The sequence below is a fragment of the Nocardia sp. NPDC006982 genome (assembly GCF_042869435.1).
Classification (GTDB): domain Bacteria; phylum Actinomycetota; class Actinomycetes; order Mycobacteriales; family Mycobacteriaceae; genus Nocardia.
Genome location: NZ_JBIAFV010000013.1, coordinates 151,108 through 164,623, shown reverse-complemented (window position 1 = coordinate 164,623; position 13,516 = coordinate 151,108). Strand labels below are relative to the sequence as shown.

Annotated in this window: 13 protein-coding genes; 8 read left to right on the top strand and 5 right to left on the bottom strand. The window is 66.2% G+C overall.

All coding sequences use genetic code 11. The annotated features are described in order from the left end of the window. Positions 1 to 36: 36 nt before the first annotated feature. From ACFYOW_RS36645 to ACFYOW_RS36635, 3 genes are all read right to left on the bottom strand, one after another. Positions 37 to 936 (bottom strand): CDP-alcohol phosphatidyltransferase family protein, encoded by a 900-nt coding sequence (locus tag ACFYOW_RS36645; protein ID WP_387294737.1) that lies wholly within the window; start codon positions 934 to 936, stop codon positions 37 to 39. Then, positions 936 to 1,658, bottom strand: coding sequence for a phosphatidylserine decarboxylase (locus ACFYOW_RS36640; protein ID WP_387294635.1), 723 nt, complete (start codon positions 1,656 to 1,658; stop codon positions 936 to 938). The genes ACFYOW_RS36645 and ACFYOW_RS36640 overlap by 1 nt, the downstream gene beginning before the upstream one ends. A 177-nt stretch (positions 1,659 to 1,835) precedes the next feature. Continuing rightward, the gene (locus ACFYOW_RS36635; protein ID WP_063044923.1) at positions 1,836 to 2,108 is read right to left on the bottom strand and encodes a GlsB/YeaQ/YmgE family stress response membrane protein; all 273 of its coding nucleotides are present in this window, start codon (positions 2,106 to 2,108) and stop codon (positions 1,836 to 1,838) included. 225 nt (positions 2,109 to 2,333) lie between these two features. Between ACFYOW_RS36635 and ACFYOW_RS36630 the strand changes: the two genes are divergently transcribed. Then, positions 2,334 to 3,362: a beta-ketoacyl-ACP synthase III gene (locus tag ACFYOW_RS36630; RefSeq protein ID WP_387294634.1), complete on the top strand. Its 1,029-nt coding sequence runs from the start codon at positions 2,334 to 2,336 to the stop codon at positions 3,360 to 3,362. A gap of 199 nt (positions 3,363 to 3,561) precedes the next feature. Here ACFYOW_RS36630 and ACFYOW_RS36625 read toward each other — a convergent pair whose 3' ends face one another. Further along, positions 3,562 to 4,017, bottom strand: coding sequence for an SRPBCC family protein (locus tag ACFYOW_RS36625; protein ID WP_387294633.1), 456 nt, complete (start codon positions 4,015 to 4,017; stop codon positions 3,562 to 3,564). A gap of 207 nt (positions 4,018 to 4,224) precedes the next feature. Here ACFYOW_RS36625 and ACFYOW_RS36620 point away from each other — a divergent pair, with 207 nt between their 5' ends. The 5 genes from ACFYOW_RS36620 (at position 4,225) to ACFYOW_RS36600 (ending at position 8,488) form a co-directional block, all read left to right on the top strand. Continuing rightward, positions 4,225 to 4,416, top strand: coding sequence for a hypothetical protein (locus ACFYOW_RS36620; RefSeq protein WP_387294632.1), 192 nt, complete (start codon positions 4,225 to 4,227; stop codon positions 4,414 to 4,416). Between the two features lie 21 nt (positions 4,417 to 4,437). After that, positions 4,438 to 6,105, top strand: coding sequence for an FAD-dependent oxidoreductase (locus ACFYOW_RS36615; protein ID WP_387294631.1), 1,668 nt, complete (start codon positions 4,438 to 4,440; stop codon positions 6,103 to 6,105). 14 nt (positions 6,106 to 6,119) lie between these two features. Continuing rightward, a complete protein-coding gene (locus ACFYOW_RS36610) occupies positions 6,120 to 7,622 on the top strand; it encodes an ATP-binding protein (RefSeq protein WP_387294630.1) in 1,503 nt (500 codons plus the stop codon). Continuing rightward, the gene (locus tag ACFYOW_RS36605; protein ID WP_357476544.1) at positions 7,622 to 7,975 is read left to right on the top strand and encodes a UBP-type zinc finger domain-containing protein; all 354 of its coding nucleotides are present in this window, start codon (positions 7,622 to 7,624) and stop codon (positions 7,973 to 7,975) included. Before ACFYOW_RS36610 ends, ACFYOW_RS36605 begins: the two co-directional genes overlap by 1 nt. Positions 7,976 to 8,047: 72 nt before the next feature. Beyond that, positions 8,048 to 8,488, top strand: a complete 441-nt coding sequence (locus ACFYOW_RS36600; RefSeq protein ID WP_387294629.1) for a hypothetical protein — start codon at positions 8,048 to 8,050, stop codon at positions 8,486 to 8,488. 99 nt (positions 8,489 to 8,587) lie between these two features. Here ACFYOW_RS36600 and ACFYOW_RS36595 read toward each other — a convergent pair whose 3' ends face one another. Then, the gene (locus ACFYOW_RS36595; protein WP_387294628.1) at positions 8,588 to 9,205 is read right to left on the bottom strand and encodes a hypothetical protein; all 618 of its coding nucleotides are present in this window, start codon (positions 9,203 to 9,205) and stop codon (positions 8,588 to 8,590) included. A 550-nt stretch (positions 9,206 to 9,755) separates the two neighbouring features. Between ACFYOW_RS36595 and ACFYOW_RS36590 the strand changes: the two genes are divergently transcribed. Together ACFYOW_RS36590 and ACFYOW_RS36585 are read left to right on the top strand one after the other, a co-directional pair. Beyond that, the gene (locus tag ACFYOW_RS36590) at positions 9,756 to 12,014 is read left to right on the top strand and encodes an AAA family ATPase (protein WP_387294627.1); all 2,259 of its coding nucleotides are present in this window, start codon (positions 9,756 to 9,758) and stop codon (positions 12,012 to 12,014) included. Between the two features lie 120 nt (positions 12,015 to 12,134). After that, on the top strand, positions 12,135 to 13,442 hold the full coding sequence (locus ACFYOW_RS36585; protein ID WP_387294626.1) for a hypothetical protein: 1,308 nt from the start codon (positions 12,135 to 12,137) through the stop codon (positions 13,440 to 13,442). Positions 13,443 to 13,516: the final 74 nt, after the last annotated feature.

Sequence of the window (13,516 nt, the reverse complement as noted above, 5' to 3'; positions counted from 1 at the left end):
CGATTCCTTAAGGAATACCAGGCAAGCCCCAACAGCTCAGTGGTGCAGATCGTCCGCCCGACCCTCTTTACCCGGACTGCGCAGCCGCAGGCGGCTCGCCCCGCGGATCGCCGGACGCCGCAGTGCGGGTCGTCGCCGCTGCGCCCGCCGCTGGGCCCGGCGTTCGGATGGCTTGTGCTGCCAGGTTTCCGGACGCGCGGCCACCCAGCGCTGCGAATGCCAGGCGAACGGGATATGCCCGAGGTACAGCGCGACCAGCACCAGCAGCAGCACGATCGGATAGGTGACCAGCAGCGCCGCCGCGAGCGCAGTCAGCACCAGCAGCCCGGCAGCCGCCTGCGGCGCCACCGATACCGACTTCATGGCCAGCGTCGGAATCGTGCTGACCGCCAGCGCCGCCGCGAACAAGGTCCAGGCCGCGACCTCGTAGTAGCCGACCCACCAGCCGTCACCGAACTGCACGTACAGCCCGATCGGCACCAGCGCGATCAGCGCCGCCGCCGGTGCGGGGACACCGACGAAATACTCCCGCGACCACTGCGGTCGAGTGTCGTCGTCGAGCAGAGTGTTGAACCTGGCCAGGCGCAGCACAAGGCTCACCGCGAAAACCAGCGCGATGATCCAGCCCGCGCTGTTGCTGTCCAGCAGCGCGATGTAGATCACCAGACCGGGCGCGACACCGAAGGAGATGGCGTCGGAGAGCGAATCGAGTTCCGCGCCCATCTTGGTGGTGGCGTCCAGCATCCGGGCGAGCCGGCCGTCGAGGGTGTCCAGTACGGCCGCGGCGCCGACCATCGCCAAGGAGATATCGAGCCGGTCGTCCAAGGCGAACTTCACCGCGGACAGCCCGGCGCACAGCGCCATGATCGTCACGATGCTCGGCAACAGCCGGATGGTCCGGCGCCTTCGCTGCGGTGTGGGCAGGGCCTGCTCCATCATGAGTCGGTGGAAAGTACGGCCAGCACGGTCTCGCCCCCGATCGTGCGCTGTCCGGGTTCTACGAGTAATTCGGTACCCGCCGGGAAGTACGTGTCGACCCGGGACCCGAAACGGATCAGGCCGTAGGTATCGCCGATGGTCAGTTTGTCACCGGCCTGCGCGTCGCAGACGATGCGCCGCGCCAGCAGACCCGCGATCTGCACGACCACGAGCTGCGCGCCACCTGCGGTGTCGATGACCATGCTGTTGCGCTCGTTCACCGCACTGGCCTCGGGCAGATCCGCCGAACGGAACTGACCGGACTGGTGCAACACGGTGCGCACGGTGCCGGAGATGGGGGTGCGCTGCACATGGACGTCGAGCACCGAAAGGAAGATGCTCACGCGCGGCAGCGGCGCATCGCCGAGACCAAGTTCGGCGGGCGGCGTCGCAGTATCGACCAGAGCGATCTCGCCGTCGGCCGGGGCGACGACCACGCCCGCCCGGTTCGGCGGCACCCGGTTCGGATGCCGGAAGAAGGTCGCGCAGGCCGCTGCGGCCAGCAGACCCGTGCGGCGCACCCACTTGCGCTTACCCCCGATGACCGCCACCGCAAGCGGCGCCGCGACGAACGGCAGCCCGGCGGGGTGCAGCGGGGGGATCGCGGCCCGGACCAGATCGACGACATGGCCGACTCCGGTCGTTTCGGGCGTGCCGGGCGGGGTGGGACGGCGTGCCACAGGCTCCTCTTTCGTGCTCGATGCAGACGGTTTGCGCCCTTCAACGATAGGTCCGGCGCAAGCGTTCACACCTTACGGGAACGGAGCCTGTGGCACTGCGGCGTTTGCGTCAGGCCCGAAGGAGGCAGCCTGGGTGACCACGCAGGGCCCGCAAACGTCGCAAATCCAACACAGCGGTCAGCTCATGGCTTTACGGCCGGTGAACAGCCGCACCAGGAACAGCAGAATCACCGCGCCGCCGAGGCAGGTGAAGAAGCTGAACCAGAGTCCGCCGCCTTCGACATCGACGCCGAGCAATTTGAGGAGGAATCCGCCTAGCAGGCCGCCGACCACGCCGACCACGATATTGAGGAGGATGCCTTGTTGCGCATCCGTCTTCATAATCTTGCTGGCGATCCAGCCGGCGAGACCGCCGATGATGATCCACCCGATAATCCCGAGTCCGAGCATGGTGTCCTCGAATCACTAGTTGGGGCAGCGCGCCGCACCACAGGGCGTGCTTCGGAGGTATACCCGCCAAATGTGAGAATACGCACGCCCAACACACGCGACACGGGCTAATATGAGGGGGCCTCATGTCTACGGTGACGTAGGCGGCCGGCCGATGAGGGACTCATTTCGATGCTTTCGGGGTACAACCCGGCGGCGCCGCCGCAGGTACATAGGAGACGCATTATGGCTGCTCAAATCACCCAAACCACAGGGGCTGAGCACACGGCGATCCTCGGGCTCGGCGTTTACCGCCCCGCTCGAATCGTCACCAACGAAGAGGTCGCCGGACCCATCGACTCGAGTGATGAGTGGATCCGCACCCGTTCCGGAATCAAAACGCGGCGCTTCGCCTCGAAGGAGGAGACGATTCAGAGCATGAGCGTCGCGGCCTCTCGTGGCGCGCTCGAATCCGCGGGAATCGAGGTCGAGCAGGTCGACTGCGTCATCGTCGCCACCTCCACTCACCTCTTGCTGACTCCGGCGGCCGCGCCGCAGATCGCGACCGAACTCGGCATGAACGGCACGGCGGCATTCGATATTTCGGCCGGATGCGCCGGCTTCTGTCACGCGCTCGCACTGGCCTCGGATCTGGTGCGCGCCGGAACCGCCAGCCATGTGCTGGTGATCGGCGTGGAGAAACTGACCAACACCGTCAATCCGAAGGACCGCGCGACCGCCTTCCTGTTCGCCGACGGCGCGGGCGCGGTGGTGGTCGGTCCGTCGGAGGAACAGGGCATCGGCCCCACGGTCTGGGGTTCGGACGGCACTCAGCACCATGCGATCCGCCAGGACAAGGATTGGATGGAATACTTCGCCGAAATCGAGGAGAAGGGCCTGGACGCGGTGCGGCCCTACCTCGCTATGGAGGGTACGGCGGTATTCCGGTGGGCCGCACATTCATTGGAGAAGGTCTGCCGCGACGCCATCGATCGCGCGGGCCTATCCACCGACGACCTGGACGCGATGATCCCGCACCAGGCCAATGGCCGGATCATCGAGATCATGGCCCGGGTGCTGAAGCTGCCCGAGCACTGCGCGCTGGCCAACGATATCGAGGAGACCGGAAATACCTCGGCCGCATCGATCCCGCTCGCCATGGAGGCGTTGCTGCGCAAGGGTGAGTCGAAGCCGGGCGATACGGCGCTGCTGATCGCCTTCGGTGCCGGTCTCTCCTACGCCGCGCAGGTCGTGACGCTTCCCAACTGGCAGTAACTCAGCCCAGACCCCAGGTGGTGACCTTCACCTTGAAGGTCACCGTCGGGGTGCCCGGTTCCAGCGCCTGCCTCGACAGCGAATTCGACCGCAAATAGCATTCCCCGAACCGGAAAAACGCCTGGTCCGCATCATCGGATCCAGGCCTGACTCGTGTCCGGTTGGCTGTGTTCCCATTTGACGCCGGATGCGATGGGATCTACGCGGCGGCCTCGACCGCGGACTTGATCTTGCCGAGCGTTTCGTTCATCCCTTGCTCGAGCAGTTCCTCGAACGGCGCCTCGCCGCCGAGCGCGGCATCGATGGCCCTGCGGGAGAACCAGCTGGTGCCGTTGGGCACATCACGGCGTTCGATCAGCCGCGTGCCGGTGGCGGTCGGCTCCAGCGTGTAGCTCCAGATGCTGCGGTTCTCGTTGATCCGAAATGCGAAGGCCTGGTTGGGCTGATAGCGCACGATGCGCGCGGTGGTCGGCCAGTACTTCTTGCCGTCGGTATTGAGGTTGATCGTCCAGGTGCCCGCCTTCGGTGTGCCGAGCGCGAGCATCCGGACGCACTGCGGGCTGAACTCCGGCATCCGCTTGAGATCGGCGACGACGGCCCAGACCTGTTCCGGCGGTGCGGCGATCTCGATCGTAGCTTCGATATTTTTCGGCAACGTTGCCTCCGGAGAACTGTGCGACGGACGTCCGTGTAGCACGACCTGACGATTTGGCAACAGCCTAGTCGGCGGCTGTTGGAAGACAAATGTGTCACTTTTTCGCGATTTGTTTACCCGGCCGTGTAATGGCGCGCGCACAATGGCGGATAGACGAAGCATCAGACACTGCCACAAGCTTTTCCGTCAAGCGTGAGGTGATCGGCCGTGAAACTGCGCTCGCTCTTACATCATCGGCACGGGGATCAGGTCCCGCTGCTTCCCACCATCACACCCGAGACACCCGCTACTCGAGACATCTTCGCGCCGCGTATCGCACGCCCGACATTTCCCGACGAACAACTGGAGCGCCTGCTCACGCCCACCGAACTCGACTTGGTGCGCGAGCGTCGCGTTTGACGCGCGTTCCATACTCGATAGGTGACTGCACCCGCTGCTACGAAACCGGCCATCCTCAGCGTCGACGACGATCCGGGAGTCTCCCGCGCGGTCGTTCGCGACCTGCGCCGCCGCTATGGGGCCGAGTACCGGATTCTGCGCGCGGAGTCGGGCGCGGACGCACTCGACGCACTGCGTGAGATGAAACTGCGCGGCCAACCGGTCGCGGTCCTGATCGCCGATTATCGGATGCCGGGCATGGACGGCATCGAATTCCTGGAGCAGGCCATGGACCTGCACCCGTATGCCCGTCGCGTGCTGCTGACCGCCTACGCCGATACCAGCGCCGCGATCGACGCGATCAATGTCGTCGACCTCGACCACTATCTGCTCAAGCCGTGGGATCCGCCGGAGGAGAAACTGTATCCGGTGTTGGACGGACTGCTCGAGGCCTGGCGCAGCAACGACCACAAACCCGTCACCGAGACAAAGGTTGTCGGCAACCGCTGGTCCCCGCGGTCGTCGGAGGTGCGCGAATTCCTGGCCCGCAACCAACTGCCCTACCGCTGGTACCTTGCCGAGGAACCGGAAGGCGCACGGCTGCTGGAGGCGGCGGGCGCCGATCCCAATATCTGTCCGGTGGTGATCACCCCGGGTGGGCAGGCACTGGTGCAGCCGAGCGACGGCGAGCTCGCCGAAAGTGTCGGGCTGAACACCAATCCGGCCGGTGACTTCTACGACCTCATCGTGGTCGGCGGCGGACCCGCCGGACTCGGCGCGGCGGTATACGGCGCCTCCGAGGGACTGCGCACGGTGCTCGTCGAGCGCACCGCGACCGGCGGCCAGGCCGGCCAGAGTTCGCGCATCGAGAACTATTTGGGCTTCCCGGACGGGCTATCCGGCGCGCAGCTGGCCGATCGGGCGCGACGGCAGGCCGCGAAGTTCGGCGCCGAGGTGATCACCACGCGCGAGGTGGTCGGGCTCGAGGTGAACGGGTCCGCGCGCACCGTGCGGTTCGCCGACGGCGGGCGACTGTGCGCGCACACGGTGATCATCGCGACGGGTGTGGACTACCGGCGTCATCCCGCCCCGGGTGTGGACGATTTCACCGGGCGCGGTGTCTATTACGGCTCGGCCATGACCGAGGCCTCCGAATGCGCCGACCACGATGTCTACATCGTCGGCGGAGCGAATTCGGCGGGGCAGGCGGCGGTATTCCTGTCCCGCAACGCGCGCACGGTGCATCTGGTGGTCCGGGCGGATTCGCTGGAGAAGTCCATGTCGCATTACCTGATCCAACAGATCGCGCAAATACCGAATATCCGCGTGCATACCGATACCGAGGTGATCGCCGCCGACGGCGACGATCACCTGCAGCAGATCGTGGTGCGCAACAACCGGACCGGCGCGGAAGAAAAAGCCGAGGCCGAACGGTTGTTCCTGTTCATCGGTGCCGCACCACAGACCGACTGGCTCGACGGCGTGGTCAAGCGGGACGAGGCGGGCTATGTGCTGGCCGGTCCCGATCTGCTCGTCGACGGAACCAGACCCGCGGGCTGGGAGCTACCCAGACCGCCGCATCACCTGGAGACCAGCGTCCCCGGCGTTTTCGTCGCGGGTGACGTGCACGCCGATTCGGCGAAGCGGGTCGCCTCGGCGGTCGGCGAGGGTGCGATGGCGGTCATGCTCGTGCATCGGTACCTGGCGTGATAGGAGGCTGGACCATGAATTCGAAGGAGACAGCGGATCGCAGCAGTCATCTGGTCTGCGATCCCGAGGAGCTACGCAGCCTCTTTCTGTTCGAGAAGCTTACCGACGAACAGCTGGAGTTGCTGTGCGCTCATGGCCGCATCGAGATCATCGAAACGGGACTGGTCTTCCGGGAGGGTGATCCGGCCACCTGCTTCTACGTGATGATCGAGGGCGAGGTGCAGCTCACCAAGCTGTCCGGCGGCACCGAGATCGAGATGTCGCGCACCGACTATCGCGGCGCGTACGCGGGTGCGTGGACCGCCTATCTCGGCGACAAGGTCGACCAGACCTACACCGGTTCGATGTACGTGACCCGTCGGTCCCGGTTCTTCGTACTGGATGCGGGCGCCTTCGCGCGGATGATGCACGACTGGTTCCCGATGGCCGTGCACCTGCTCGAGGGCGCATTCTTCGGTAACCGCAGCAACATCGAGCGGATCGCCCAGCGCGAACGCCTGCTCGCATTGGGCTCCTTGTCGGCGGGTCTGACCCATGAGCTGAACAATCCAGCCGCCGCCGCGGTGCGCGCCACTTCCGGCCTGCGCGATCGGGTCGCGGGCATGCGGCACAAATTGGCCATGATGGCCCAGGGCAAATTCGATACCGAATCCCTGGAAGCGCTGGTGCGCCTGCAGGAGGAGGCCGCCGCCCAGGTCGCCAAGGCGCCGGAGCTGACCACGCTGGAGGCCTCCGAGCGCGAGGACAGCCTCAGCGAATGGCTGGAGGACCACGGCATCGAGGACGCCTGGAACCTGGCCCCGAATTTCGTGCAAGCCGGTTTCGACGTGGACTGGCTGGAACGGGTTTCGGCCACCCTGGAGGACTGCCCCGACCAGGTCTTCCAGGGCGCGATCCGCTGGCTGAACTACACCATCGAGACCGAACTGCTGATGAACGAGATCGCCGATTCGACCACGCGCATCTCCACCCTGATCGGCGCGGCCAAACAGTATTCGCAGATGGACCGGGCGCCGTTCCAGGTGGTCGACATCCACGAACTGCTCGACAGCACGCTGGTGATGCTGAGTCGCAAGATCGGCGACGGCGTCAAGGTGGTCAAGGAGTACGACCGGACACTGCCCGAAGTGCCCTGCTACGCGGCGGAATTGAATCAGGTGTGGACCAACCTGATCGATAACGCGGTGTACGCGATGAACGGCGAGGGCACGCTCACCATCCGGACCAGGCACGAAAACGACTGCGCCGTGATCGAGATCGGCGATACCGGCCCCGGCGTTCCGGCCGACGTGCGCAGCCGTATCTTCGAACCGTTCTTCACCACCAAGCCGGTGGGCGAGGGAACCGGTCTCGGCCTGGACATTTCGTTCCGGATCGTGGTGAACAAGCACCACGGCGATATCCGGCTCGATTCCGAGCCGGGCAATACCCGATTCACGGTCTGGCTCCCCCTGAGCCGTCCCGAGGAAATGCCGGATTCCGGCGACCGTTCCGAAGCCGATGCAGGAGGTCAGTGATGACGCAGGAGTTGGAGGGTATCGATCCCGCGGTCGCGCCGAGCGGTCCGGGCTGTATGGAATGTGAAGCGGCCCAGGGCTGGTGGGTGCACCTGCGGCGCTGTGCGCAGTGCGGCCATATCGGCTGCTGCGACACCTCGCCGGAGCAGCACGCCTCCAAACATGCCAAGGACACCGGACATCCGTTCATCCAGAGCTATGAGCCGGGCGAGGATTGGTTCTTCGACTTCCGCTCCGACGAGATGTACAGCGGCGGACCGGAACTGGCACCGCCGACACATCATCCGGTGGACCAGCCCGCCCCGGGGCCGCGCGGCCGGGTGCCCGCCGATTGGCAGAGTCGCATCCACTGACAACGCTCCCACCCGGTACCCTGCTCCGGACGCGCCGGAGACTCCGGCGCCGCGAGTCACCGGGGAACGCACGTGATCAAGCGAGTTACCGCCATCGTCCTAGCCACCGGGGCGGTGGCCGTCGCGCTGGCCGGATGTGGCAGTTCGGACGATTCCAGCTCCGACGCGAATGGCCTGCGCAAGGGCGCGACGGGCACCAGTACGCCCGCTGGCACCACGTCCGCGACCGGCGCGGCGCCGACCACGGCCGCCGCCGCACCGACCACCACCAAGACCACGGCGAGCTACCCCTCGCTCGGCACCGCGTCGAGCACCACCTGCGGTGAGTTCAAGAAGTTGGACAGCACCGAGGAGAAGGAGTTGATCGAGAAGGTGCTCGCGGAGAATCCGGGCAGTGAGTTCGAGGGCAGCCCGAACGTCGCACTCGGCACCGCCAAACTCGTCTGCCTGGCCCCCACCTACGCCGATACCCCGGTCGCGGTGGCCGCCGGAATCGTCGCAAAGGACAAGTAGGGCCGCGCTGCTCGGTCGCGGCATCGACGGCACATAGACAGAACGCGCGTACACAGCGGGCAGGCGCTGTGTACGCGCGTTCTACTTATGGCGCGACGATCAGGGCTGACCGGTGGCGAACGCGATCACGGCGTCGAGGAACTCCTGGCCGCCCATGACGTATCCGCCGATCAGCGCACCGGCCGGGATGCTGATGATCCACAGGAAGGGGATGAAAGCCCCGATGACGGCACCGATGACGATGCCAGGCAGGTTCTTGTTGACCTGCTCCATCAGCCGGTCGTAGGAGCTGATGTCCTTCAGCCCGGCAATGTCGTTCAGCTTCGCGGTGTCCGCCGGGGTCATCGTCGAAGCCAGCGCGACGGTGCGGCCGTCCGCGCTGATCTGCTGGCTCACCGCGATCGGGAGGCCCGCGACCTCGGAGTGCAGCGGCACCTGGTCCACCGTCGCACCGTCGTCGGACTTCAGCAGCACTGCGGCACCGTCCGAGGCGAGCTCGAACCGGCCGCTGTCAACCGCCCAGGTGATGGTCTTATCAGTTGGGGAAACCGTTGTGTGGTAGTTGATTCCGTGTACAACACCAGAAGTCACGTCCCCCCGCGTCACTGCCGCCGGCTGGTCGGTCGCCACGGCGGGCTGCCCATTGGCGGTAGCCGCGGTAATCCCCACCGCGGTGACGGCCATGAAGACAGCAGTAGTGATCTTTCCGAACTTCATTTCTTGAATTCCCTCCACTTTGTTGTCCCGCCCGGACAAGGGGCGGGACCAGAACGTTAGCGCGCGGAAATCGTTGTCGCACATCGGGGTTCGTCAATCATGAAATCGTGACAATTGCCGAAGTTTAGCTGTCCGCAGTTCGGCGGTTCGATTTGAGATGCAGTCAGGCAACGTGAGTGACGTTTCACATTTGCTCGAGCCGAGCTTCTAACTCGGCAACGGTCGCCCGTCATATCGCGAGTAAGCCGTAGATACCGGCCGATCCGCGGTGGTCGGCGTGATTAACCGAGTCCAATGAGCTCAACTCGGACAGATGTACCAGTCTCCGGGGCGAAATCACTGGTCAGAACGCACTGCCGCGACTACACGTCCGATCGGGAATATCGACGACGTTTCGCGGACGTTTTCGGTTCCGTGAGTACATTCACAATTTCGGATTCAGGGCGCATTAGCGGATCGGGGCACTCGCCATCGACGATTTTCCGCATGATCTCGGATCTATCCGACGGACCGCCGACCAACCGGGGCCGGACGCGGGCAGAATGACACGGTGGCAGAACTCGCGCTCACCGCTCGACTGAATCCCTCCGCCGCAGATGCCAGGCGCGGGGTGGTCCGGTTACATCCGGAGGCGCTGACCGCGCTCGGCCTGCGGGAGTGGGACGGTATCGCGCTGATCGGCGCGCGGCGCACCGCCGCGGTGGTCGGTGTGGCCCCGTCAGGTACACCGGCCGGGGTGGCACTGCTCGACGACGTCACGCTGTCCAACGCGGGGCTGCGCGAGGACGCGAACGTAGTGGTCTCCCCCGCGACGGTGTACGGCGCCAAGCAGATCTCGGTGAGCGGTTCGGTGCATGCCACCAGGACCATTCCGGCGGCGACGCTGCGGCAGGCGCTGCTCGGCAAGGTGGTCACGGTCGGCGACGCGGTATCGCTACTGCCCCGCGATCTCGGTCCGGATATCAGTTCTTCGGCTGCCACCCAGGCACTTTCGCGCACCTTCGGCATCGCGTGGACCACCGAGCTGCTGACCGTCACCGCGACCGATCCCGGCCGTACTCCGGTGAGTGTGCAGCCGAATACAGCGGTGGTCTGGGGCGCGAGTGCGGTGGCGGCCCGGGATTCCGCCGATCGGGCGGCGGCCGGGCTGCCGGTACCGGCGGGTGAGGCCGCGCGTGGGGCCACCGAGGCCGCGGCGCTGGCCGCGACCAATGGGGCGGGCGCGGGTTGGACCGCGAGCGTCGGCGAGTCGGCCATTCCGGTCGAGGACCTGGCTGGTGCGCATGGGCAGGCGGCGAAACTCCAGGAGTGGCTCAGCCTCGCGCTCGACGAACCGGAACTGCTGAAGGCCCTGGGCGCCACACCGCATCTCGGGGTATTGATCACCGGCCCGGCCGGGGTCGGCAAGGCCACGCTGGCGCGTGCGGTGGCAGCGCCACGACGCATTGTCGAACTGGATGGTCCGACGGTCGGCGCGGCCGAAAGCGGTGCACGGTTGCGCGAGGTCGCGGCCGCGGTCGCCGAAATCGGTTCCGGGCGGGGCGGAATCCTGCTCGTCACCGATATCGACGCACTGCTGCCCGCACCGGCCGAACCGGTCGCCACGCTGATCCTGGACCAGTTGCGCGCGGCGATCGCCGAGCCCTGCGTGGCACTGCTGGCTACCACCGCGCATCCGGCCGGTGCCGATCCGCGGCTGCGCGCACCCGATCTCTGCGATCGTGAACTCGCACTCGCGCTGCCGACCGCGGCCGTACGCAAGGCACTGCTCGAGCAGCTGTTGCGCAAGGTACCGACCAAGGACCTGAAGCTGGACGAAATCGCCTCGCGCACACCCGGATTCGTGGTCTCCGATCTGGCCGCGCTGTGCCGGGAAGCGGCACTGCGCGCGGCCTCGCGGGCCAGCAAACAACAGTCGGAGCCGGAGCTGACCCAACCCGACCTGCTCGGCGCCACCGAGGTGATCCGGCCGCTATCACGTTCCGGGACCGAGGAACTCGCGATCGGCAGCCTCAGCCTGGACGACGTCGGGGACATGGTCGAAACCAAAGAAGCGCTCACCGAAACCGTGCTCTGGCCGCTGCGCCACCCGGATTCGTTCGCCCGCCTCGGTATTCGTCCGCCGCGCGGCGTACTGCTCTACGGCCCGCCGGGCTGCGGTAAGACCTTCCTGATCCGTGCACTGGCCGGGACCGGTCAGCTCAGCGTGCATGCGGTCAAGGGCGCCGAGTTGATGGACAAATGGGTCGGCGCTTCCGAGCGTGCGGTGCGCGAATTGTTCCAGCGCGCACGCGATTCCGCGCCATCGCTGATCTTCCTGGACGAGGTGGACGCACTCGCGCCGCGGCGCGGTCAGAACAGCGACTCCGGCGTCGGTGACCGCGTGGTCGCGGCACTGCTCACCGAACTCGACGGTGTGGAGCCGCTGCGCGATGTGGTGGTACTCGGCGCGACGAACCGTCCGGAACTGATCGATCCCGCACTGCTGCGCCCCGGCCGATTGGAACGGCTGATCTTCGTGCCGCCGCCGGATGGCGATGCCCGACTGGAGATCCTGCGGGCAGCCGGGAAATCGGTGCCGCTGGCCGCCGATGTCGACTTGGCCGCCCTCGCCGCCGATCTGGACGGCTATTCCGCGGCCGATTGCAGTGCGATGCTGCGCGAAGCCGCATTGGCCGCGATGCGCCGGGATGTGGACGCCGCCGATGTCACCGCCGGGGATGTCGCGGCGGCCAGGGCGGTGGTGCGTCCGTCACTCGATGCCGAGCAGGTCGAGTCGTTGCGCCGGTACGCGGACAACCGTCGATAACCGATCGGCGCAATCTCCCGGTAATCGCTTCCTTCCTGCACTTTCCGCATTTTCCGACATATTCGGGCAATATGGGCGCAATCACCGGTTCCCGCGTCGAGCGCGGGTAAGTTCGACCAGGTGCACAAGATCGGCAATGCGATCGACACGATCACGGCCTTCTTCGGGGCCGTGGTCGCGGGCGTCGCAATGTTCCTGCCGATCACCTTCAGTTGGAGCGCCGACACTTCGCCGTATCGGTTGGCCAGCCTGAACAACAGCGTCCCGCGCGGTGCCGCGATCGGGGTGATCGTCGCGGTGGCCGTCGCGGTGCTGGTGATCACCTTCCGCAAGCCGCTGGTGGCATGGGCGGCAGCACTGTTCGGCGCGATCGCCATGGACATCAATCACTTCGCCGGACGCCATGTTTCCTCGGCCGACCTGCTGACCACCCAGAACTATCTGGATTCGATTCTGGCAGGTGTGCTGCTCGGCGCATTGGGCGCGGCGGTGCTGCGCCGACCGGGTCCCGCGGCCGGCTTCGCGATCGGCGCCGCGGGGTTCTTCGTCTTCGGTGATCTCGCTGAACTGCTGGAGATCGCCGACAACAATCCATACGCGGTGCTCGAGACACCGCCACGCTGGCTCGTCAGCGTCGCGGTGGTCCTGCTGATCATCAGTACGCTGCGCAATCGGTCCCAGCCCGAGAGATCGAAGCCGCAGCGGATCGCTGTCGAGCTTCCGGTCACGCCGATCCTGGCCTCGATGGTGCTGGCACTGGTCATCCTGGCCATTACCGAATGGCTGGCGCGGCAGTATCAACATGCACCGAACGTCAGCCATGCGGTCGAAATCGGGATGGCGGTCGCCGCGACGATCATCGCCGCCACCGCCGCGGCCATGCTGCTACCCGGGCGTGACGGCACCGGGGTGTATCTGGCGGTGAGTCTGGTGGCCGCCGCCGAGGCGATCGGCGGCAATCCGCGACCCGGGTGGAGCGTCGCCGCGCTGATCGCGGCCACCGCCGTCGGACTGCTGATCGGGGTCCGCCTGCCCTCGACCTTCATCGCCATCCTGTTGATCACCGGACTCGCGGTATTCGCCCTGGTGAAATCCTCCGACGCCCATCGCTATGTGACGGCGGCGGGCAGTGCGGTCCTGGCACTGACGGCCGGTTACTGCTGTGGCACCGCGCGTCCTCGCTACGCACCGAGCGGGGTGCTCGCCATTTCCGCGCTGTATCTGCCGTCGATCATCACGGCCTTGCCGCACGACACCGCCGAATGGCCGCTGAACGGGGGCGCCGACCATCAAGCGCTGGCCGGCCGGACCGCGCTCGCGATCGCCGTCGGTTCGGCCCTCGGGTTGTTCGTGCTGCGCCGATTCCGGCCGCGCAGTCGACCAAGGCCGGGGCGATCCGTCGACGACGAAACGTTAGCGGATATATAGCCCACCCGGCAGGAGATGGCATACGCCATATTCGCTCGGCCGACGAAACCCCCAGGCTCCAAGTAGGATCATTC

What these genes read in the sequence shown, in the direction of transcription:
- ACFYOW_RS36635 (WP_063044923.1), bottom strand. Translation starts at nt 2,108, where the DNA reads ATGCTCGGACTCGGGATTATCGGGTGGATCATCATCGGCGGTCTCGCC.
- ACFYOW_RS36645 (WP_387294737.1), bottom strand. Translation starts at nt 936, where the DNA reads ATGGAGCAGGCCCTGCCCACACCGCAGCGAAGGCGCCGGACCATCCGG.
- ACFYOW_RS36595 (WP_387294628.1), bottom strand. Translation starts at nt 9,205, where the DNA reads ATGAAGTTCGGAAAGATCACTACTGCTGTCTTCATGGCCGTCACCGCG.
- ACFYOW_RS36630 (WP_387294634.1), top strand. Translation starts at nt 2,334, where the DNA reads ATGGCTGCTCAAATCACCCAAACCACAGGGGCTGAGCACACGGCGATC.
- ACFYOW_RS36610 (WP_387294630.1), top strand. Translation starts at nt 6,120, where the DNA reads ATGAATTCGAAGGAGACAGCGGATCGCAGCAGTCATCTGGTCTGCGAT.
- ACFYOW_RS36605 (WP_357476544.1), top strand. Translation starts at nt 7,622, where the DNA reads ATGACGCAGGAGTTGGAGGGTATCGATCCCGCGGTCGCGCCGAGCGGT.